This is a genomic window from Frigoribacterium sp. CFBP 8754 (assembly GCF_014841815.1).
GTDB classification, from domain to species: Bacteria; Actinomycetota; Actinomycetes; order Actinomycetales; family Microbacteriaceae; genus Frigoribacterium; species Frigoribacterium endophyticum.
In genome coordinates, this window is record NZ_JACYUO010000001.1 from 1,266,442 (window position 1) to 1,286,727 (window position 20,286).

General features: G+C 75.7%; 19 protein-coding genes. 7 read left to right on the plus strand and 12 right to left on the minus strand.

What is annotated here, in order from left to right:
- Positions 1-20: 20 nt before the first annotated feature.
- Both IFT72_RS05815 and IFT72_RS05820 read right to left on the minus strand, forming a co-directional pair.
- Positions 21-527 (minus strand): hypothetical protein, encoded by a 507-nt coding sequence (locus IFT72_RS05815; RefSeq protein WP_192045753.1) that lies wholly within the window; start codon positions 525-527, stop codon positions 21-23.
- Positions 528-655: 128 nt separating this feature from the next.
- A complete protein-coding gene (locus IFT72_RS05820; protein WP_192045754.1) occupies positions 656-1,984 on the minus strand; it encodes an MFS transporter in 1,329 nt (442 codons plus the stop codon).
- A 53-nt stretch (positions 1,985-2,037) separates the two neighbouring features.
- Here IFT72_RS05820 and IFT72_RS05825 point away from each other — a divergent pair, with 53 nt between their 5' ends.
- From IFT72_RS05825 to manD, 3 genes are all read left to right on the plus strand, one after another.
- Positions 2,038-2,907 carry an aldo/keto reductase gene (locus tag IFT72_RS05825; RefSeq protein ID WP_192045755.1) on the plus strand — a complete coding sequence of 290 codons (870 nt, stop codon included), beginning with the start codon at positions 2,038-2,040 and terminating at the stop codon, positions 2,905-2,907.
- A 70-nt stretch (positions 2,908-2,977) separates the two neighbouring features.
- On the plus strand, positions 2,978-3,820 hold the full coding sequence (locus tag IFT72_RS05830; RefSeq protein WP_192045756.1) for an EI24 domain-containing protein: 843 nt from the start codon (positions 2,978-2,980) through the stop codon (positions 3,818-3,820).
- Between the two features lie 64 nt (positions 3,821-3,884).
- On the plus strand, positions 3,885-5,123 hold the full coding sequence (manD, locus tag IFT72_RS05835) for a D-mannonate dehydratase ManD (protein WP_192045757.1): 1,239 nt from the start codon (positions 3,885-3,887) through the stop codon (positions 5,121-5,123).
- 22 nt (positions 5,124-5,145) lie between these two features.
- On the opposite strand, the gene IFT72_RS05840 is transcribed toward manD, so the two are convergent.
- The 7 genes from IFT72_RS05840 to IFT72_RS05870 form a co-directional block, all read right to left on the minus strand.
- The gene (locus IFT72_RS05840) at positions 5,146-5,628 is read right to left on the minus strand and encodes a VOC family protein (RefSeq protein WP_056055159.1); all 483 of its coding nucleotides are present in this window, start codon (positions 5,626-5,628) and stop codon (positions 5,146-5,148) included.
- 70 nt (positions 5,629-5,698) lie between these two features.
- On the minus strand, positions 5,699-7,186 hold the full coding sequence (locus IFT72_RS05845; RefSeq protein ID WP_192045758.1) for an NCS2 family permease: 1,488 nt from the start codon (positions 7,184-7,186) through the stop codon (positions 5,699-5,701).
- Positions 7,187-7,251: 65 nt separating this feature from the next.
- On the minus strand, positions 7,252-8,922 hold the full coding sequence (locus tag IFT72_RS05850) for a biotin carboxylase N-terminal domain-containing protein (protein WP_192045759.1): 1,671 nt from the start codon (positions 8,920-8,922) through the stop codon (positions 7,252-7,254).
- A complete protein-coding gene (locus IFT72_RS05855; protein WP_371741185.1) occupies positions 8,919-10,694 on the minus strand; it encodes a carboxyltransferase domain-containing protein in 1,776 nt (591 codons plus the stop codon). Before IFT72_RS05855 ends, IFT72_RS05850 begins: the two co-directional genes overlap by 4 nt.
- Positions 10,691-11,482 (minus strand): LamB/YcsF family protein, encoded by a 792-nt coding sequence (locus IFT72_RS05860; RefSeq protein WP_192045760.1) that lies wholly within the window; start codon positions 11,480-11,482, stop codon positions 10,691-10,693. The genes IFT72_RS05855 and IFT72_RS05860 overlap by 4 nt, the downstream gene beginning before the upstream one ends.
- A gap of 147 nt (positions 11,483-11,629) precedes the next feature.
- Positions 11,630-12,067, minus strand: a complete 438-nt coding sequence (locus IFT72_RS05865; protein WP_192045761.1) for a hypothetical protein — start codon at positions 12,065-12,067, stop codon at positions 11,630-11,632.
- Positions 12,068-12,146: 79 nt separating this feature from the next.
- The gene (locus tag IFT72_RS05870; RefSeq protein WP_192045762.1) at positions 12,147-12,548 is read right to left on the minus strand and encodes a hypothetical protein; all 402 of its coding nucleotides are present in this window, start codon (positions 12,546-12,548) and stop codon (positions 12,147-12,149) included.
- Between the two features lie 87 nt (positions 12,549-12,635).
- Here IFT72_RS05870 and IFT72_RS05875 point away from each other — a divergent pair, with 87 nt between their 5' ends.
- Entirely contained in the window at positions 12,636-13,685 is a 1,050-nt protein-coding gene (locus tag IFT72_RS05875; RefSeq protein WP_192045763.1) for an LLM class flavin-dependent oxidoreductase, read from the plus strand.
- Positions 13,686-13,819: 134 nt separating this feature from the next.
- Here IFT72_RS05875 and IFT72_RS05880 read toward each other — a convergent pair whose 3' ends face one another.
- The 3 genes from IFT72_RS05880 to IFT72_RS05890 form a co-directional block, all read right to left on the minus strand.
- Positions 13,820-14,680 carry a hypothetical protein gene (locus IFT72_RS05880; RefSeq protein ID WP_192045764.1) on the minus strand — a complete coding sequence of 287 codons (861 nt, stop codon included), beginning with the start codon at positions 14,678-14,680 and terminating at the stop codon, positions 13,820-13,822.
- 91 nt (positions 14,681-14,771) lie between these two features.
- A complete protein-coding gene (locus IFT72_RS16595) occupies positions 14,772-15,437 on the minus strand; it encodes a response regulator (RefSeq protein WP_192045919.1) in 666 nt (221 codons plus the stop codon).
- Positions 15,434-16,828: a sensor histidine kinase gene (locus tag IFT72_RS05890; RefSeq protein WP_192045765.1), complete on the minus strand. Its 1,395-nt coding sequence runs from the start codon at positions 16,826-16,828 to the stop codon at positions 15,434-15,436. Before IFT72_RS05890 ends, IFT72_RS16595 begins: the two co-directional genes overlap by 4 nt.
- A gap of 78 nt (positions 16,829-16,906) precedes the next feature.
- Between IFT72_RS05890 and IFT72_RS05895 the strand changes: the two genes are divergently transcribed.
- The 3 genes from IFT72_RS05895 to IFT72_RS05905 all read left to right on the plus strand — a co-directional run bounded on the left by IFT72_RS05895 (position 16,907) and on the right by IFT72_RS05905 (position 20,264).
- Positions 16,907-17,938, plus strand: coding sequence for an NADPH:quinone reductase (locus IFT72_RS05895; RefSeq protein ID WP_192045766.1), 1,032 nt, complete (start codon positions 16,907-16,909; stop codon positions 17,936-17,938).
- A 99-nt stretch (positions 17,939-18,037) separates the two neighbouring features.
- Positions 18,038-19,069: an MBL fold metallo-hydrolase gene (locus IFT72_RS05900; RefSeq protein WP_192045767.1), complete on the plus strand. Its 1,032-nt coding sequence runs from the start codon at positions 18,038-18,040 to the stop codon at positions 19,067-19,069.
- Positions 19,070-19,115: 46 nt separating this feature from the next.
- On the plus strand, positions 19,116-20,264 hold the full coding sequence (locus tag IFT72_RS05905; protein WP_192045768.1) for an ATP-dependent DNA ligase: 1,149 nt from the start codon (positions 19,116-19,118) through the stop codon (positions 20,262-20,264).
- Positions 20,265-20,286: the final 22 nt, after the last annotated feature.

Below are 20,286 nucleotides of genomic sequence, written 5' to 3' on the forward strand. Positions count from 1 at the left end.
GCTGGTGGTCGGGCCGCCGCTCAGTGGTGGGGGTTGCGCATCATCACCGGCCGCTGGTCGGGCAGCAGGCCGGCCATGCCGTCGGGCAGCACGTGCTCGGCCAGCTCGCCGCTGAGCGGGCGGGCCGGGGCGAACCCCGACGGCGACCGGTGCACCTGACCGTGCAGCCGCAGCCCGCCCGACGCCAGGCGATCGGAGACCCCGCGGGCCCAGGTCGAGACGGCGAGGTCGTCGAGGTCGGACTCGAGGGCCCGCTGCCAGACCAGCGCCAGGCCGCGCGCGCGACAGGCCGACGCCTGGTCGCGGAGCAGCCGCTCGAGCACGTCGACGTCGCGGCCGTACGGGAGGCGGGGCTGGCCGCGGAGGCGCAGCACGCTCTGGCAGGGCTCGCGCGCCACGTCGACGAGGACGACGTAGAGCAGGTCCTCGTCGCAGGGCTCGTCGCAGACGACGGCCGCCCACTCCTCCAGGGTGGTGGCGGAGTCGCGGTCGGGCAGGCGGGGGACGATTCTCTCGGTGGGGGTCATGCCGACCACCGTGGCGGCCCGGAGCCGAGGGAGGCGGCGGCCGCCGCACGCCCTGGGGACCACCCGCGCGGCGCCCCGGTGTGGAGGGACGCCCCTCAGCCACCCTGGGGAGAGACCGCGGGGCCTGCCTACGCCTGCCCGGCCCCGGCCCCGGCCCCGCGCCGCCGGTGCTCGGCGTCGACGGCGTCCGCCCGCAGCTCGGCGAGGCGGGCGCGACGGGCCACGCGCTGCAGCACCGCCGCGACCACGGCGGCGAGGACGACGAAGGCCCCGTACGCGCTGAGCACGGCGTCGAGCCCGTCGACGGGGACGAACACGCCGGCGAGCACGCTCGGCACGCCGAACGCCAGGTAGCTCGCCACGTAGACGCTCGACAGCACGCCGGCCCTCGCGTCGACGGGCGCCTCCGCGAGCACGAGCCGCAGCGCCGCCTGGAACCCCGCGCCGAACCCGACGCCGCCGACCACGGCCGCCACGACGAACAAGGGCACGGAGGCCGTCCAGAGCGCCGCGACGATGCCGATCGGACCGACGACGAGGGCCACGACCCCGACGCGCAGCGCCTTCGCGGCGTCGACGCGCTGGATGGCGAGCCCCGTCAGCGCCCCCGAGCCGGTGAAGAGCGCGATCGCGGCCCCGGTCAGCGCCGGGCTCGACACGTCGAAGGTCGTCCGCAGGATCGTGCCCGCGAAGGCGAGGAACATGCCGCCGAGGCCCCAGCTCGCGATCATGCAGCCGACGACCGCGACGAAGACGCGTCGCGCCTCCCCCGGCACCGTGACGGTGGGCACGAGCGACCGCAGGGCCCCGGAGGCGCGGGGCACGCGCTCGGGGACGAACGCCACCGCGACCCCGCACGCCACCATCGCGGCCGCCAGCACGAGGAAGACGAGGCGCTCGGGCAGCGGCCCGAACTCGACGAGGAGCCCGCTGGTCAGCGCCCCGACGGTGAGCGCGACCGGCGGGGTCACGCCGTTGAGGAAGGCTGCGAGGGCGGGGCGGGAGGCCGGCTGGTGGTCGATCATGCCGGCGCCGAGGGCCCCGGTCGCGAGGCCGATGGCGAGGCCCTGGAGCACGCGGGCGACGACGAGCGCCAGGTCGCCCGTGGCCACGGAGAAGACGAGCATCGCCGACACGGAGACCGCGAGGCCGGCCAGCACGAGGGGCCGACGCCCGACGTGGTCGGAGAGCCGGCCCGCGGTGAGCAGGGTCGCCAGCAGGCCCGCGACGTAGACCGCGAAGACCACCGTCAGCGCGAGCGGCGAGAGCGACCACTCCTCCTGGTAGATCGGGTAGAGCGGCGACGGGGCCGAGCCGCTCGCGACGAGCACGAGCAGCGTGAGGGCGTACACGACCAGCCCCGCCGACCCTCCGCCGCCGCGGCCGCCGGGCCGCCGAGAGGCGCGGGGGCGGGGGACGCTGCCGGTGGCGGGCTGGGCTCGTTCTGTCGTCTGCACGGGGAGGGCCAACCGCCCGGCCCGCCCGCGTGTTCCCGGCGCAGACTGGTCGGGTGACCACGACCGCCCCGCCCACCGTGACCTTCCCCGACGGCCGCACCGCCCCCGCCCTCGGCCAGGGCACCTGGTACCTCGGCGACGACCCGCGCCGCCGCGCCGCCGAGCTGGAGGCCCTCCGCACCGGGCTCGACCTCGGCCTCACGCTCGTCGACACCGCTGAGATGTACGGCGACGGGGCCGCCGAGGCCCTCGTCGGCGAGGCGATCGCCGGCCGCCGCGACGAGGTCTTCCTGGTCAGCAAGGTGCTGCCGGGCAACGCCAGCCGCCGCGGCACCGTCGACGCCTGCCACGCGAGCCTCCGACGCCTCGGCACCGACCGTCTCGACCTCTACCTGCTGCATTGGCGGGGCGGCCACCCTCTCTCCGACACGGTGGAGGCGATGGAGGCACTGGTCGAGGAGGGCGCCATCGGCGCCTGGGGCGTCAGCAACTTCGACGTCGACGACCTCGACGACCTGGCCGTGGCGACCGGCACCGGCGGCCCGGCCCGCGCCTCCGGCCCCCACACCGACCAGGTGCTCTACAACCTCGCCCGCCGCGGCCCTGAGTTCGACCTGCTGCCCCGGCTGCGCGCCGACGGCGTGCCGCTGATGGCGTACTCCCCCGTCGACCACGGCGAGCTGCTCGACCACCCGGTCGTCGTGTCGGTCGCCCGCGACCTCGGCGTGACGCCGGCCCAGCTGGCGCTCGCCTGGGTGCTGCGCCTCGCCCCGGACGTCTGCGTCGCCGTGAAGGCCGGCAGCGTCGCCCACACCCGCGAGAACGCGGCGGCGCTCGACGTCGACCTCGACGACCAGGCGTTCGTGCAGCTCGAGCGGGCCTTCCCCGCCCCGACCTCGGCCGTGCCGCTCGAGGTGCTCTGACCCGCGACCGGCCCGCGACCGACCCCCGACCGACCCGTCCCGCGTCGGCGACGCCCGGTACGCTCGGCCCATGTCGGTCATGCGCGAGTTCGGGTCGGGCGCGGCCCTGCTCGGCCGCGGGCTGCGCCTCTGGGGCACGTCGCCGCGCCTGATGCTGCTCGGCGCCGTCCCCGCCGTGATCGTCGGCCTCGTCTTCGTCGGGCTGCTCGTGCTCGTCAACGGCTACGCCGACGACGTCGCCGTGGCGCTCACCCCGTTCGCCGACTCGTGGCCCGAGTGGGAGGCCCGGGTCGTCCGCCTCGTCATCGGCCTCGCCGTGGCGGCCCTCGCCGTGCTGCTCGCCGTGTTCACCTTCACCGCCGTGACCCTGCTGGTGGGAGACCCGTTCTACGAGAGGATCTGGCGGCACGTCGAGCGCCACGAGGGCGACGCCCCGGCCGACCTCGGCACCGGGTTCTGGCGGGGGCTCGCGAAGAGCGTCGGCGACTCGCTGCGGCTGCTGCTCGCGACCGCCTCGATCGGCCTCCTCCTCTTCGTCGGCGGCTTCGTGCCCGTCGTCGGGCAGACGGTCGTGCCGGTGCTGGCCGCCGTGACCGGCGGGTGGTTCCTCACCGTCGAGCTCACCGGCTTCGCGTTCGACGCCCGCGGCCGGACCCTCCGCGAGCGGAGGCGCGCGCTGGGCCTCCGACGGGCGCACACGCTGGGCTTCGGCACCGTCACCTGGCTCTCGTTCCTCGTGCCGTTCGGAGCCGTGCTCGTGATGCCGGCCGCGGTCGCGGGGGCGACCCTGCTCGCGCGGGAGGCCGACGCCGCCGCCCGCGGTGCGGCGCCCGCGCTGTCCGCACCGCCCACGCCGCCGTCTCCGCCCACCCCGCCCGTGCCGACCGTGCCGCAGAAGGGCCGAGCGGGCTGACGCCCGGCCGGGCGGCCTGCCAGACTCGGTGGCACCACGCCCGCCGACGAAGGAGTCGCCCCGCATGAAGATCGACAAGGCCGAGGTGATCGTCACCAGCCCGGACCGCAACTTCGTGACCCTCAAGCTCACGACCGACGACGGGGTCACCGGCCTCGGCGACGCCACCCTCAACGGCCGCGAGCTCGCGGTCGTCGCCTACCTCTCCGAGCACGTCGTGCCGCTCCTCCTCGGCCGGGACGCAGCCCGCATCGAGGACACCTGGCAGTTCCTCTACCGGAGCGCCTACTGGCGGCGCGGCCCCGTCACGATGGCCGCGATCGCCGCCGTCGACGTCGCCCTCTGGGACATCAAGGCGAAGGTCGCCGGCATGCCGCTCTACCAGCTGCTCGGGGGCGCCTCCCGCACCGGCCTGCTCGCCTACGGCCACGCCTCCGGCAAGGACCTCCCCGAGCTGTTCGACAGCGTGCGCGAGCACCAGGAGCAGGGCTACCGCGCGATCCGCGTGCAGACCGGCGTGCCCGGGCTCACGTCGATCTACGGCATCGCCTCGAACGCGACCTTCGACGCCAACGCCGGGGTGCGCTACGACCACGAGCCGGCCCAGCGCGGAGCCCTGCCGAACGAGGAGGACTGGGACACCCGCTCGTACCTGCGCCACGTGCCCACCGTCTTCGAGGCCGTGCGCGCCGAGTTCGGGCCGGAGATCCCCCTCCTGCACGACGGCCACCACCGCATGACGCCGATCCAGGCCGCGTCGCTCGGCAAGAGCCTCGAGCCCTACGACCTCTTCTGGCTCGAGGACGTCACGCCCGCCGAGAACCCCGAGGCCCTGCGCCTCGTGCGGCAGCACACGACCACGCCGCTCGCGATCGGCGAGATCTTCAACACCGTCTGGGACTACCAGCAGATCATCCGCGAGCAGCTGATCGACTACGTGCGGAGCGCCGTCACCCACACCGGCGGCATCACGCACCTCAAGCGGGTGCTCGAGTACGCCGCGCAGTACCAGATCCGGTCGGGCATGCACGGCCCGACCGACATCTCGCCGGTGGGCATGGCGGCGGCGATGCACCTCGGGCTGTCGATCCACAACTTCGGGATCCAGGAGTACATGCAGCACGGCTCGCGGACGGACAGCGTCTTCCGGCAGTCGTTCACGTTCGAGGGCGGCATGCTGCACCCGGGCGAGCAGCCGGGGCTCGGCGTCGAGCTCGACGTCGACGAGGCCGGGAAGTACCCGTACGAGAAGGCGTACCTGCCCTACAACCGACTGGCCGACGGCACCGTCCACGACTGGTAGCCCCGGGGAGGCGCGGGTCGGGTCAGGTGCCCGCGTAGGCGGCTCGCAGGTCGTCGACCACGAGTCGGCCCATGCCCATCATGGCCGCCATGGCCCGGGCCGCCCCCTCCGGGTCCGGGCCGCCGAGGGTCTCGCCGAGGGCGCTCGGGACGATCTGCCAGGAGAAGCCCCAGCGGTCGGTGAGCCAGCCGCAGCGGCCCTCCTCGCCGCCGTCGGCGACGAGGGCGTCCCACAGGCGGTCGAGCTCGGGCTGGTCGGAGACCGGCACCGAGAACGACACGGCGTCGGAGGGGGCGTGCCCCGGCCCGCCGTTCAGCCCCTGGAAGCCCTGGCCGTCGAGCTCGAACTCGACCACGAGCGCCTGGCCGGCGAGGGCCGGGTCGGGGAAGTCGTCGGGGTACCGGGAGACGTCGGTGACACGGGAACCGGGGAAGAGCGAGACGTAGAACGTCGCGGCGGCCTCGGCCTCGCCGTCGAACCAGAGCACGGGGGTGATGCGGGGCACGGTGCGCCTCCTCGGTCAGGGGCGGCAGCGTCGTCGCCGCCGCGTGCCGCCCACGGTACCGCCGCCCCGCTCAGCCGACCAGGGCCTCGATCGGGCCGCGCACGAAGTAGACGAGGAACCCCAGCGACACGATCCAGAGCAGCGGGCTGATCTCGCGCGCCTTGCCGGAGGCGGCCCGGACGATCACCCAGCTGATGAAGCCGACGCCGATGCCGTTGGCGATCGAGTAGGTCAGCGGCATGGTGATGATGGTGAGGAAGACCGGCAGGGCGACGGAGAAGTCGGTCCAGTCGACGTCCTTGATCTGCGAGACCATCAGCGCGCCCACGATGACGAGCGCGGAGGCGGCCACCTCGAGCGGCACGACCTGCGTCAGCGGCGTGAAGAACATGGCGAGCACGAAGAGCAGGCCGGTGACGACCGAGGCCGCGCCGGTGCGGGCGCCCTCGCCGATGCCCGAGGCCGACTCGACGAAGACCGTGTTCGACGACGAGCTGGTGGCGCCGCCGGCGATCGCGCCGACGCCCTCGATGACGAGCGCGCTCTTGAGGCGGGGGAAGGTGCCGTCGGGTCGGGCGACGTCGGAGGCCTTGGCGAGGCCGGTCATCGTGCCCATCGCGTCGAAGAAGTTCGTGAAGACCAGCGTGAAGACCAGCATCACGGCCGAGAGGACGCCGATGCGGGCGAAGGCGCCGAAGCTGATGTCGCCGATGAGCGACAGGTCGGGCAGGGCCACGATCTGGGTCGGCATGACGGGGGCGTTGAGGTTCCAGTCGTCGAGGTTCTGCCCGTTCGACGTCGGCACCTGGAAGATCGCCTGCAGCACGATCGCGATGACCGTGGTGGCCACGATGCCGATGAAGATCGCCCCGCGCACGCGGCGGGCCATCAGCACGCCGATCACGACGAGCCCGATGACGAAGGTGATGGTCGGCAGCGTCGCGACGGAGCCGGCTGAGCCGAGCTGGAGGGGCGGCGACGCGGAGCCGCTGGTGCGGACGAAGCCGGAGTCGACGAGCCCGATGAACGCGATGAAGAGGCCGATCCCGACCGTGATCGCCGTCTTGAGCGCCGCGGGGACGGCGTTGAAGATCAGGCCGCGGAGGCCGGTGACGGCGAGGATCGTGATCACGAGGCCGTTGATGACGACGAGGCCCATCGCCTCGGGCCAGGTGACGTCCTGCACGACGGTGACCGCGAGGAACGAGTTGATGCCGAGGCCGGCCGCGAAGGCGAACGGGAGGCGCGCCACCGCCCCGAAGAGGATGGTCATGACGCCCGCGGTGAGGGCGGTGACGGCGCCCACCTGGGCGTTCTGCAGCCAGCCGCCCGCGACGTCCTGCGCGGCCTGGTCGGCGCTGAAGCCGCCGAGGATCAGCGGGTTGAGGATGACGATGTACGCCATCGTCACGAAGGTGACGACGCCGCCGCGGATCTCGCGGGCCCAGCTGGAGCCGCGGGCCGTGACCTCGAACCAGGAGTCGAGGCGTCCGGCGACGCCTGGGCGGGGTGCCGGCGCGCCCGTGGGCGCGGACGACGACGAGACGGGAGAGGACATGGCGGCGGCTCCGGTGGTGCGGGGGACGGTGCGGGCACGCGCTCGGCTCTGGGCGCTCTCCCAGCTTACGGGGCCGTGACGTGTCCCCCGTCGTCGGGGCGGTCGACGGGGTCGTCCTCGCCGACGACGGCGGCGACCATCGCGGCCACGACCTCGACGTCAGCCAGCTCGGCGGGCAGCACGACGGGGACGCGGCGGCCCGCCACCTCGACCCAGGTGCGCAGGACGACGGGCGTGGCCCGCGCCTCCGGCGTCCGGACCGCGAGGCCGTCGAGCCAGGGGCACTCCGTCTCGATCCAGCGGGTGTGCACGGTCGGGGCCTCGTCACCGGGCGGGGCGAAGGCGGGGTCGTCGAGGAGGCGGCGGTGGAAGGGCGCGGAGGTCGCCGGGCCGTCGACCACGAGGTCGTCGACGGCGCGCCGAGAGCGGCGCAGCGCCTCGTCGCGGTCGCGGCCCCAGACCGAGAGGGTCATCAGCAGCGAGTCGCGGCCGGGCGGGACGTCGTCGCCGGGCGCCACGCCGGCGTCGACGCGGACGCCCGGCCCGCCGGGGAACTCGAGACGGGCGACCGGGGCCGGGGCCGGCAGGAAGCCGCGGCCCGGGTCCTCCGCCGTGACGCGGAACGAGAGGGCGTGCCCGAGCACCGGCGGGGCGGCGGCGACCTCGAGGGGCCGCCCGTCGGCGAGCAGCAGCTGCTGCCGGACGAGGTCGACGCCGGTCGTCAGCTCGGTGACGGCGTGCTCGACCGACAACGCCGTGCCGACCTCGAGGAAGGACACCTGCCCCGCCTGCGAGACGAGGAACTCCACGGTGCCGGCGCCGCGGTACGACACGGCCCCGCAGACGGCCGTGCTGACGTCGACGACGACGGCCAGCTGCTCGTCAGTGAGGAAGGGCGCCGGGGCCTCGGCGAGGAGCTTCTGGTGCCGGCGCTGCACCGAGCACTCGCGCGTACCGACGACGACCACGCCGCCCTCGCCGTCGCCGAGCACCTGGGCCTCGACGTGCCGCGGCCGGTCGAGGTACTGCTCGACGAAGCACTCCCCGCGGCCGAAGACGGCGACGGCCTCGCGCACCGCGCTGTCGTGCAGGTCGGCCACCTCGTCGAGGCGACGCGCGACGCGGAGCCCCAGGCCGCCTCCCCCGTTCGCCGCCTTGAGGGCGATCGGGAGCCCGTGCCGCTGCGCGAACGCGACGGCCTGGTCGGGCCGCCGCACCGGCCCGGAGGTGCCCACGACGAGCGGGGCGCCGACCGAGTCGGCGAGGGCGCGCGCGGCGATCTTGTCGCCGAGCACCTCCATCGTCGCGGGGTCGGGGCCGACCCAGGTGAGCCCGGCCGCGACGACGCGGCGCGCGAACTCGGCGCTCTCGGAGAGCGGGCCGGCGCCCGGGTGCACCGCGTCGGCGCCGCTGCGCACGGCGGCGTCGAGCATCGCCTGCATGTCGCGGTAGGCGTCGGGGCGGCCGACCGGGGGCGTGCCGACGGCGGTGCCGACTGCGGTGCCCCCGCCGGGCGAGCCGCCGACGGGGCCGACGGCCGGGGCGGCGTCGACCGCCGAGCCGGCGTCGAGCGCGTCGACGGGCTCGAGCGCCCAGGCCTCGTCGGCCGCGCGCACGTGCAGGGCGGCGGCGTCGTCGGCCGTGTAGACGGCGACCGAGGGCAGCTGGAGGTCGGCGCAGGCGCGGGCGATGCGCACGGCGACCTCGCCGCGCTCGGCGATGAGGAGCTTGATCACCGTTCCGTCCCCCGCTCGGCCGCGAGGCGCTCGTCGAGGTGGTCGTCCTGCCGGTCGCCGCGGCGGCCCCGCCCGAGGTCGGGCCCGGGCACGACCCGGAACCGCACGCGGGCGCCGATCGGCACCTGGGCCGCGCGGTCGAGCTGGTCGCCCACGACGCACGCGACGACCGGGTAGCCGCCCGTCACGGGATGGTCGGCCATGAAGAGCACGGGGTGGCCGGAGGGCGGCACCTGCAGGGCCCCCGACACAGTGGCCTCGCTCGGCAGCTCGGCGGGCAGCCCGTCGGCGACGAGGCGCTCGAGGGGCCGCTCGCCCTCGAGCCGGAGACCGATGCGGTTCGACTGCGCGGTGACGGTGAAGCGCTGCTCGGTCAGCAGCTCGACGGCCTCGGGCGTGAACCAGTCGTCCCGCGGGCCGAGCACGACGTCGAGGAAGGTCACCTCGTCGGGCGCCGAGACCGTGCGCTGCACGTCGGGCGCCGCCGCGGCGACGCTCTCGGCCCAGGCGCGGCCCACCGCGAGCTCGTCGCCGACGCGCACCCGCTGCGGGCCGAGCCCGGCGAGCACGTCGCCCGAGACGCTGTCGAGGACGGGCTCGGCCTCCCAGCCCCCACGGACGGCGAGGTACGAGTAGACGCCCCGGGGAGGCGCCCCCACGGTGAGCAGGTCGCCGTCGTCGAGCGCGAACGCGGCGCCCACCACGGCAGGGCGCGGGCCAGCGGGCCCGGTGACCGTGATCGGCACGGGAGCGCCCGCCACGGCGAGCACGAGGTCGCCGCGCGCCGTCGCCTCGAGGCCGCCGTAGGCCAGCTCGAGCGCGGCCGAGCCGGTGGCGGCGCCGACGAGGCGGTTCGCCTCGCGGAGCGCCCGGTGGTCCATCGCCCCGGAGCGGGAGACCCCGAGGCCGGAGCGGCCGGGGCGGCCGAGGTCCTCGAGGATCGTGTGCGGGCCGGGGCGGTCGACGAGCAGGGCCCGGTCGGGACGGGGCGGCGGCGCGACCGGCGACGACGCGGCCTGCGACGACGCGGCCCGGGTCGACGCGGAGCGCACCACGGCCCCGTCGGCCGGCGCCACGGCCGCGTCGGGCCGGTCGCCGGTGCTCGCCGTGACGTCGACGAAGCGCACCCGCATGCCCGGCTGCAGCAGCGCGGGCACCCGCTCGGCGAGGTCCCAGAGGGCGACCTCGGTGCGGCCCACGATCTGCCAGCCGCCCGGGCTCTCGCGCGGGTAGACGCCGCAGAACTCGCCCGCGAGGGCAACGGCGCCGGCGGGCACGTGGGTGCGGGGCACGGCCCGTCGCGGCACGGCGAGGGCGGGGTCACCGCCGGAGAGGTAGGCGAAGCCCGGCGCGAAGCCGGTGAAGGCGACGGTGTGGACGGCGCCGGTGTGGCGGCGGACGACCTCCTCGACCGTCAGCCCGCTGAGCTCGGCGACCTCGGCGAGGTCGTCGCCGTCGTAGTGCACCGGGATCTCGACGAGGCGCCCCTCGGTCGCGGCGTCGCGCGAGCTCGGCAGCGACCGGATCACCGAGAGCAGGGAGGTGACCGGCAGCAGCGCGGGCAGGAAGCGGACGGCGACGGTGCGCGGCGCGGGCACGACGTCGAGGATCCCCGCCACGGGCTGCGCGAGGAGCGCGCCGAAGAGGGCCAGCGACTCGTCGAGGTCGGCGGTCTCGATGAGGACCCCGTCCGTGCCGAGGGGCAGGATGCGCGGCTCCCGCGGGAGGCCGCTGTGCCGGTCGGCGGAGCCGGAGCGGTCGTCGCCGCTCACGCCGACGCCCCCGGGACGGTGACGAAGGAGTGCAGGGCGACCCCCGCCTCCTCGAGGCCGGTGCGGACGGCACGCGCGACCTCGACCGCGTCGGGCGAGTCGCCGTGCACGCAGACCGTGCGCGCGTCGACCTCGACCTCCTGGCCGTCGACGGAGGTGACCCGCCCCGTCTCGACGAGCTGGAGGACGCGGTCGCGGATCTCGGCGGGGTCGTGCAGCACCGCCCCGGGCTCGCGACGGGGCACGAGCTCGCCCGACGCCGTGTAGGCGCGGTCGCCGAAGGCCTCGGGCACGGTGACGAGTCCCGCGGCGGAGGCGCGGCGGAGGAAGGCCGACCCGGCCAGCCCCACGACGGCGAGCGCCGGGTCGACCCGCAGCACGGCCTCGACGACCGCGTCGGCGTGGGCGGCTCCGCGGTCGTCGTCGCGGGCGATGGTCGTGTAGAGCGCCCCGTGCGGCTTGACGTACCGCACGGCCGTGCCGGCGGCCCGGGCGAGGCCGTCGAGGGCGCCCACCTGGTAGGCGACGTCGCCCACGAGCTCTGCGGGCGAGGCGTCGAGGTAGCGGCGCCCGAAGCCGGCGAGGTCGCGGTACGACACGTGCGCGCCGACGACGACGCCGCGCCGGTGCGCCTGCCCCACGACCCGCAGGAGGGACTCGGGGTCGCCGGCGTGGAAGCCGCAGGCGACGTTCGCGCTCGTGACGACGTCGAGCAGGGCCTCGTCGTCGCCCAGGGTCCACCGGCCGAAGCCCTCGCCGAGGTCGGCGTTGAGGTCGATGGTCGTCATGATGGGGCCTTCCGTGCGGCGGGGCCGTCGGTGGGGGGCGGGGTGGGCGGCGTGCGGTGCCGAGCGCCGGGCGGCCGGGCGGTGGTCAGCCCGGTCGGTCGGCGTCCACCGTACCGGCAGGTACGGTCGCGCCCGGTGGGAGCGCGTTCAGCCGGCCCGCCGCACGAGCAGGGCCCGCGTCACGAGCGGCACCTGGAGCGGCAGGCGCACGAGGGTCACGACGCGGCGCACGCGGGAGGCGCGGGCGCTGTGCAGGGACCGCGTCGCCATCGACACGTTGGCCGGGAACACGGCGACGAACAGGGCCGCGGCGAGCGCGCCCCCCACGCGCCGGGTGGGGCGGGAGGCCAGCGCCGCCGCGATGACGAGCTCGGCGACCCCGGAGGAGACGGTCCAGAACCGCGCGGAGCCGGGCATGCTGCGCGGCACGACGGCGTCGTAGGTCGCGGGCGCGACGAGGTGGAGGACGCCGCTCCCGCCGAGGGTCGCGGCGAGGAGGCGGGCGGTGCGGGCGGCGGAGGCGTGCTCGGTGCGGGCGGCGGCGGTGCGGCCGGGGCGACCGGGGCGGGGGCGTCGGGGGCTCATGCGGTCCATCTTCCTCGCCCGCGACTCCTCGGTGCCTGCCCCGCGCCTGCTCCGCGCCGGCCCGTGCCCGGGGCGTGCCTCAGACGGCGGGGGTGCGGCCCGAGCCGCCGAAGCGGATCGAGACGTCGAGGCGCCAGGCCTTCGGCTCGCCCGTGACGTGGGTCGTGCCGACGAAGCGCAGCCGGTCGCCCGCGCCGAGGCTGAGCACGCCGTGGACGTCCTCCCGGCCCTCGAGCCAGAAGGCGATGTCGTGCTCGTCGAGCAGGTCATCGTCGACGGTCGCGCCGAAGGTGGCCCCGTCGAACTTGAGGGGCACGTCACGGAAGTGCAGGCGGGGCGGGGCGTCCGACCAGTCGACGTCGGCCGGCAGGCGCTCGGCGACCACGGTGGCGTCGACCACCCCGTCGCTCCCGAGCATCACGGACGAGGCGCGCAGGTCGATGCCGAGGTCGTCGCCGTCGACACGGAATCGGTTCTCCACCCCGCCCACGCTAGCGGCGCGGCCCCGTCCCGTCACCTGTGCCGTCCGGACGGAATGGGGGCGGGCCCCGCGGGGTTGGCGCTGAGCATGGAGAAGAGCATCGGGTTCCTGTCGTTCGGGCACTACCAGGACGTCCCGGGGTCGAGGACCCCGACCGCCCGGGAGGCGCTGGTCCAGTCGATCGAGCTGGCGGTCGCCGCCGAGGAGATCGGCATCGACCAGGCGTCGGTGCGCGTGCACCACTTCGCGAGGCAGCTGGCCAGCCCGTTCCCGCTGCTGGCCGCCATTGCGGCGCGGACGAGCCGCATCGAGCTCGGCACCGGCATCATCGACATGCGCTACGAGAACCCGCTCTCGATGGCCGAGCAGGCCGCGGCCGCGGACCTGATCAGCGCGGGTCGCCTCCAGCTCGGCGTGAGCCGGGGGTCGCCCGAGACCTCGCTGCGCGGCTACGAGGCGTTCGGCCACGTGCCCGTCGACGGCGAGACCGACGCGGACATGGCGCGTCGCCACACCGCGCTGTTCCGCTCCGCGATCGCGGGCGACGCCGTCGCGACGAGCGACCCGCGCATGACGGGCTGGTCGAGCCCGCTCGCGATCGAGCCGCTCTCCCCCGGGCTCGGCGAGCGCATCTGGTGGGGCTCCGGCACCCGCGCGACGGCGACGTGGACGGCCGAGCAGGGCATGAACCTGATGAGCAGCACCCTCCTGACGGAGGACACCGGCGTGCCGTTCGACGAGCTGCAGGCGGAGCAGATCGCGCTCTACCGCGAGGCGTGGGCCGCCGCCGGGCACGCCCGTGAGCCGCGCGTCTCGGTGAGCCGCAGCGTCATCCCGATCACGACCGACGAGGACGTCCGGTACTTCGGCGTCCGCGCACAGCAGGACTCCCGCGACCAGGTCGGTCTGCTCGACGGGGTGCAGTCGCGCTTCGGCAAGAGCTACGTCGGCGAGCCCGACGTGATCGCCGCGCAGCTCGCCGGCGACGCGGCCGTCCGGGCGGCCGACACCGTGCTGCTCACCGTGCCGAACCAGCTCGGGGTCGACTACAACGCCCGGCTGCTGCGCACGGTGGCCGACCACGTGGCGCCCGCGTTCGGCTGGGCGCCGGCGCACGCGGCGACGCGCCCGCGCTGACGAACGCGCGGGCGGGCAGTGCGGGCACGTCGCGCGGGCACGCCGCGCGACACGGCGACGAGGTGCCCCGCCCTGTGGTCTCCGGGAGTCGGAGGCCGCAGGACGGGGCACCTCGGTGAACCAGCGTCGGCGCGTCAGCCGCCGATCGGCGTCGGGTCGACCGGGTTCGGCGGCACCGGCAGCGAGCCGCGGATCTGGTTCTGCGCCTGGCACTGGCTGGTGCAGTTGGTCGCGCCCGCGCTCAGCTCGATCGCGTCCTCGCCGAGGACGCCGCCGAGGCGGCCGCCGGGCTGCACGAGCCACTTCGTGACGGTGCCGCTCTGGAACGTCTTCGTCGCCACCTGCGGGCTGTCCTTGCCGAGCAGCATCTGGTGCGCCCCGGACCCCGAGGTGACCGCGTCGACCCCGTCGCCGAAGTTGACCTTGCCGGTGTACTGGTTGACGAAGTAGAAGACGCCGGGCGCGAGGGTGTGCACGTACTCGACGGGCGCGGCGAACTCGGCCTCCATCTGGAAGATGCCGCCCTGCGCGCCGTCCTTCGCCTGGATCTTGAACTTCCCGGCCGACGTGCTGAAGAGCAGCGTCAGGGTGTCGTCCTTGACCTCGAGGGACTTGATGGTCGCTCCCGCCCGCTGGGCCGGCGTCAGCGTCGGCACCTTCGAGGCGAAGACCACGGTGGGCCCCGTCACCATGCGCTGCGTGTCGGGCGCGCCGGTGAGCGTGTAGTCGTAGACGCCGAGGGTCGCGACGTCGACGTCGAAGCCGTTGTTCACGCCCCGCACGGCGATGCGGGCGGACGGCGCGAGGTCGGAGAGCTTGAGGCTGCGGCCCGGCGCGGGGTCGTAGGTGGTGCCGCCGACGGTGACGGCGTAGTTCCCGCCGGCGCTGGTCTTGCCGGAGGCGCTGGCCGGGGCGGCCGACAGGGCGAGCGACCCGGCGACGACGGCGACGACGAGCACCGCGGCGCGGGCGGAGCGGAGGAGTGACGAGGGCATGGTGGGGGCCTTCCGAGGAGGGTGTGCGGCCAGCTCCGGCCGCACACCGAGTCTCGGCGGGCGCTCGCCGCCGCACCATCGGACCTTGGTACTAGTACCCGTGATCCCGGGCCCAGAGCGCCGCGCTCGTGCGGTCCGCGACGCCCACGCGGCGGAAGATGCTGCCCACGTGGGCCTTGACCGTGCGCTCGGCGATGCCGAGCTCGTGACCGATCTGGCGGTTGGAGAGCCCACGCCCGAGCAGGCGCAGCACGTCGGCCTCCCGACCGACGACGACCCGCGCATCCGGCGGGCCACCCTCGCCCCGGCCGCCCGGGTCGGCGACGGGGACGGCAGGAGTCGCGGCGCGGGTCGGCAGGAGCGCCCGCGCCGCCCTCGGGTCGAGCGGTGCGTCGCCGCGCGCCGCCGACCGGACGCCGTCGAGGACGGTCGCCGGGTCGGCGTCCTTGAGCAGGTAGCCCGTCGCCCCGGCGGCGAGGGCGCCGTGCACGGTGACCGCGTCGGGGAACGAGGTCAGGACGACCACCCGTGCCGACGAGCCGCCGTCGATCAGCCGTCGCGTCGCCTCGACCCCGCCGATGCCCGGCATCGACACGTCCATCAGCACGACGTCGGGAGCGAGGGGCGGCACGAGGCGCAGCGCGGCCTCGCCGTCCGCCGCCTCGCCGACGACGCGGACGTCGTCCGCCCCGTCGAGCAGGGCGCGGAGCCCCGCCCGCACGAGCGGGTGGTCGTCGACCACCACGACCGTGATCACGGTGCCCCGGTCGTGAGGCGCCACCGGCTGCCCCGGCCCGGCGCGGTCGCGAGCTCGAGGGTCGCCTCCGCCTCGGCGGCGAGGTCGCGGAGCACGCGCAGCCCGAAGTGGGCGGGGTCGGGCCGGTCGAGGAGCGCGGGGTCGAAGCCGACCCCGTCGTCGGCGACCGTCACGACGGCGCCCGGCCGGCCTGCCGGGGCGGCCACGCGCACGGTGCACGACGAGGCCCTGGCGTGGGCGACCACGTTCACCAGCGACTCCTGCACGACCCGGAAGACAAGGCGCTGGTGGTCGGCGGAGAGGGCCCTCGCGACGTCGGGGTCGACGTCGAGGCGGACGGGCACGCCGCGCGCCGACGCGGCCTGGGCGAGGTCGACGAGGGCCGGCTCGAGCCCCGACGCGGCGAGGCTCGCCGGGTAGATGTCGACCAGGAGGCTGCGGAGGGCGCCCACGCTGCCGCGGACGGTCGCGGCGACGGCGTCGAGCCCGTCGGCTGTCGCCGGGTCGCCGCGGCGTCGCGACGCGGCGGACTCGGCCGAGACCGCGAGCGAGGTCGCGACGAGGTCCTGGACGACGCCGTCGTGGAGGGCGCCCGCGATGCGCCGCCGCTCGTCGCCGCTCGCCTCGAGGGCACGCTCGAGCAGCGCCTCACGGTGGCGGCGAGCGCCCTGCAGGGCACGGAGCAGACGAGCGAGCACGGGGAGCAGCAGCAGCACGACGAGCAAGATGCTGCCGATGGTGATGCCCGCGAAGCCGACCCACAGCTGGCCGCTCCGCTGCACGACCTCGTCGTAGCGGAAGTACACCTCGGCGAGCAGCGGTCGGCCGCTGGGCGTGCGGACGGAGCGGTAGGCCTCGAGCAGGCGGCCCTCGTCGCGTTCGTAGACGTTCTCGGGCTCGGTGAGGTCGCTGACCTCCGACTCGACGCCCGAGCCGCGGAGGGCCTCGAGGTCGTCGTCGCCGAGCTCGAACCGCTGGCCGATCAGCCGGTGCTCGTCGCTCCAGACGACGCGGCCGGTCTCGTCCCAGATCTTGACCCGGGCGATGCTCTCGCTGAGCACGTGGTCGCGGACGACGGCGTCCATGACGGCGACGGCGGTGGGGTCCCCGTCGACCAGGGCGTCGGTGAGGTCGGGCTCGATCAGGGCGTCGCCGATGCGGTCCGCACGGTCGGCCGCGTCGGCCACGGACTCCGCCTCGGCGAGCCGCCGGGCGGCGATCAGGGCCGCGACGGAGACCGCAACGATGACGAGCACGGCGACGACCGCGACCCAGACCACGACGCGCCCGGCGCTGGGGTCGTGCGGCGCCGACGACGACGACCCGTCGCGCCGCGTGACGACCCGCCACGGCGGGGCGCCGGCACCCGCCTCCCCCTGAGGACTGCTCATGCGACCATCCTGCCCCGGCGGAGGCGCACCTCCGAGCCGACTCGACGTCGGAGCCCCGCCCCGGAGCAGACTCGGGGCATGAAGTCGATCATCTACACCGAGACCGGTCCCGCCTCCGACGTGCTGCACCTCGTCGACCGCGACGTGCCCGAGCCCGCCGCCGGCGAGGTGCGCGTGCGCGTCGTCGTGTCGGGCGTCAACCCCACCGACTGGAAGTCGCGCCAGGGCTCCGGCCCCGGGGAGGCCACGCCGTACCCCGAGGTCACCCCGGACCAGGACGGCGCGGGCGTCGTCGACGCCGTGGGCGAGGGCGTCACCGACCTCGCCGTCGGCGACCGGGTCTGGTCGTTCATCTCCGCGAACGGCCACGCGACCGGCACCGCCCAGGAGTACACCGTCCTCCCCCGCGAGCGCGTCGTCCCCCTCCCCGACGGGGCCTCGTTCGACCTCGGCGCGAGCCTCGGCGTCCCCGCCATGACGGCGCACCGCGCGCTCACCGTCCACGAGGACGGGCCCACGCGCCTGTCGCCCGGCGCGCTCGACGGCGTCACCGTCCTGGTCTCGGGAGGCGCGGGCGCGGTCGGCCACGCCGCGATCCAGCTGGCCGCCTGGGCCGGAGCCACGGTGATCACCACGATCTCGAGCGACGAGAAGGCGGCCCTCGCCCGCGCCGCCGGTGCCCACCACGTCGTGAACTACCGCGAGCAGGACGCGGCCGCCGAGATCCGCCGCCTCGCCCCCGACGGCGTGCAGGTGGTCGTCGAGGTGTCGATCCGGCAGAACGCGGAGCTGGTGGCCGCGGTCGTCGCGCCCCGCGCCTCCGTCGCGATCTACGCGAACGACGGCGGCGACGAGGTCTCGCTGCCGCTCCGCGCCAACATGGGCACCAACACCCGCTACCAGTTCGTGCTGCTGTACACGGTCGGCGAGGACGCCCTCCAGGCCGCCGCCGAGGACGTCACGGCCGCCGTGCGCGACGGGGCCCTGCCCGTCGGCGAGGAGGCCGGGCTGCCGCTCCACCGGTTCCCGCTCGAGCGGACCGCCGCCGCGCACGAGGCCGTCGAGGCCGGCGTGACCGGCAAGGTGCTGGTCGACGTCGCCGCCGAGTGAGCTGACGCACGGCGAGGTGACCCGTCCTGGGCCCGGGGCAGCCCCGGCGGCCCAGGACGGGTCACCTCGGGGGTGCGGCGCCAGCGTTAGGCTCGCCAGGTGCCCGCTTCCGCCCCGATCAGCCCCGTGCAGGCCGAGGCGCTGCGCACCCGCACGCTCCCTCCCCTCGAGGAGGTGCGGCACGGCGTCTGGTCGCTGTCGTCGACCGTGGGCGACCGCGTCGAGGGCCACTCGTTCAGCTACCTCGTCGAGGGCTCCGACGGCTCCCTCGTGCTGATCGACCCGGGCTGGGCCGGGCCCGACGCCGTCCCCCGGCTGGAGGCGGCGCTGCGGTCGGTCGACCACGAGCTCTCCGACCTGACGCTCGTCGTGGTCACCCACCTGCACCTCGACCACCTGGGGGCCGCTGACGACGTGCGCCGCGCCTCCGGGGCCCGGGTCGCGATGCACGCCCTCGAGGCCGCCGCCCTCGACCGGCGCGCCGCCGACGACGCCGACGTCGCCCGCTGGGGCGCCCCCCGGGAGCTGACGGAGGCGCTGGTCGCCTCCTGGGGGTCCGGTCGCGCCCTGCCCGTGGTCACCCCCGACCTGCTGCTCGCCGACGGCGACGAGCTGCCGGTCGCGGGCCGCCGCCTGCGGGTCGTGCACACGCCGGGCCACACCGCCGGCCACCTGTGCGTCGTCGAGCCCGAGCAGCGCCTCGTCTTCACCGGCGACCACGTGCTGCCGACGATCAACCCCGGCATCGGCCTCGGCGGCCGCACCGCGTCGAACCCCCTCGACGACCACCTCGCCTCGCTGCGGGCGATGGTCCCCCTCGACCGGCCTGGAGCGGACGCCCTCGAGGTCTGCCCCGGCCACGAGTACCGCTTCGTCGGCCTGGCCGAGCGGGCGGAGGCTCTGGTCGCGCACCGTGCCGACCGCACCCTCGACGCGGTGACCGCGCTCGACGCCCTGCACGCCGAGGGCGCGGGCGAGGCCTCCCCCACGGTCTTCGAGGTCGCCGAGCGCATGACCGGCTGGCGCGGCGGCCTCCGGTCGATGACGGGCTTCGTGCTCGCCTCCGCGCTCGCGCAGACGGAGTGGCACCTCCGGTCGGCCGGACGCGGCGACGAGCTCGCGACGGGCTGAGGACGCCTCCCGGGCCGGAGTCGACGACCCGGGCCAGACTCGGCGCATGACCACCGACTCCCCCGCTCGCGACGCCGACGCCGACGCCGGCACCGGCACCGGCACCGGCACCGACTCTGACGCCCGCGCCGCCGCCGCCGTGCCGTCGATCACCGACCCCGTCGCCCCGATGCTCGCGAAGGCCGTCGCGGCCGTGCCCGACGCCGACAGCGTCGAGGGCGGCCTGTCGTACGAGCCGAAGTGGGACGGCTTCCGCGGCCTCGTCTACTTCGACGGCGAGACGGTCGAGCTCGGCAGCCGCGGCTCGAAGCCGCTCACCCGGTACTTCCCCGAGCTCGTGGCCGCGCTCGCCGAGGGGCTGCCCGGCCCGTGCGTGCTCGACGGCGAGATCGTGCTGCGGCAGGGCGAGCCCGGCGACGAGCGGCTCGACTGGGACGTCCTCTCGCAGCGCATCCACCCCGCGGCCTCGCGCATCGCGACGCTCTCGGTCTCGACGCCGGCCTCGTTCGTCGCGTTCGACCTGCTCGCCGAGGGCGACGAGAGCCTCTCGGAGCGCCCCTTCGGCGAGCGCCGGGCCGCGCTCGAGCACCTCCTCGCCGACGCCGCTGCCCCGCTGCACCTGAGCCGCACGACCACCGACGCCGAGGTCGCTCGCCGCTGGCTCGTCGAGTTCGAGGGCGCCGGGCTCGACGGCGTCGTCGCCAAGCCCCTGGCGAGCCCCTACCGGCCGGGCAAGCGCACGATGCTCAAGGTCAAGCACCACCGCACCGCCGACGTCGTCGTGCTCGGCTACCGGGTGCACAAGAGCGGGCAGGGCGTGGGGTCGCTTCTGCTCGGGCTGCACGACGCCGACGGCGAGCTCCGGAACGTGGGAGGCGCCTCCGCGTTCTCGGACGCCCGTCGCCTCGAGCTCGTCGACGAGCTGGCCGACCTCGTCGTGCACGACGACGACGGCGGGGTCGCTCACGCCGAGACCGACCGCAGCCGATTCTCGTCGGGAAGGGACGTCTCGTACGTCCCGCTCCGCCCCGAGCGGGTGGTCGAGGTGCGCTACGACCAGATGGAGGGGCAGCGGTTCCGCCACACGGTGCAGGTGGCCCGGTGGCGGGCCGACCGCGAGGCGCGCTCGTGCGGGTTCGACCAGCTGGAGGTGCCGACGGCCTACGACCTGGGCGAGGTGCTCGTCCGGGCCTGACGCGTCTGCGAGGCGCCTTCGG

What these genes read in the sequence shown, in the direction of transcription:
- IFT72_RS05865 (WP_192045761.1), bottom strand. Translation starts at nt 12,067, where the DNA reads ATGAGCCCCCGACGCCCCCGCCCCGGTCGCCCCGGCCGCACCGCCGCC.
- IFT72_RS05845 (WP_192045758.1), bottom strand. Translation starts at nt 7,186, where the DNA reads ATGTCCTCTCCCGTCTCGTCGTCGTCCGCGCCCACGGGCGCGCCGGCA.
- IFT72_RS05875 (WP_192045763.1), top strand. Translation starts at nt 12,636, where the DNA reads ATGGAGAAGAGCATCGGGTTCCTGTCGTTCGGGCACTACCAGGACGTC.
- IFT72_RS05905 (WP_192045768.1), top strand. Translation starts at nt 19,116, where the DNA reads ATGACCACCGACTCCCCCGCTCGCGACGCCGACGCCGACGCCGGCACC.
- IFT72_RS05860 (WP_192045760.1), bottom strand. Translation starts at nt 11,482, where the DNA reads ATGACGACCATCGACCTCAACGCCGACCTCGGCGAGGGCTTCGGCCGG.
- IFT72_RS05815 (WP_192045753.1), bottom strand. Translation starts at nt 527, where the DNA reads ATGACCCCCACCGAGAGAATCGTCCCCCGCCTGCCCGACCGCGACTCC.
- IFT72_RS05880 (WP_192045764.1), bottom strand. Translation starts at nt 14,680, where the DNA reads ATGCCCTCGTCACTCCTCCGCTCCGCCCGCGCCGCGGTGCTCGTCGTC.
- IFT72_RS05895 (WP_192045766.1), top strand. Translation starts at nt 16,907, where the DNA reads ATGAAGTCGATCATCTACACCGAGACCGGTCCCGCCTCCGACGTGCTG.
- IFT72_RS05890 (WP_192045765.1), bottom strand. Translation starts at nt 16,828, where the DNA reads ATGAGCAGTCCTCAGGGGGAGGCGGGTGCCGGCGCCCCGCCGTGGCGG.
- manD (WP_192045757.1), top strand. Translation starts at nt 3,885, where the DNA reads ATGAAGATCGACAAGGCCGAGGTGATCGTCACCAGCCCGGACCGCAAC.
- IFT72_RS05830 (WP_192045756.1), top strand. Translation starts at nt 2,978, where the DNA reads ATGTCGGTCATGCGCGAGTTCGGGTCGGGCGCGGCCCTGCTCGGCCGC.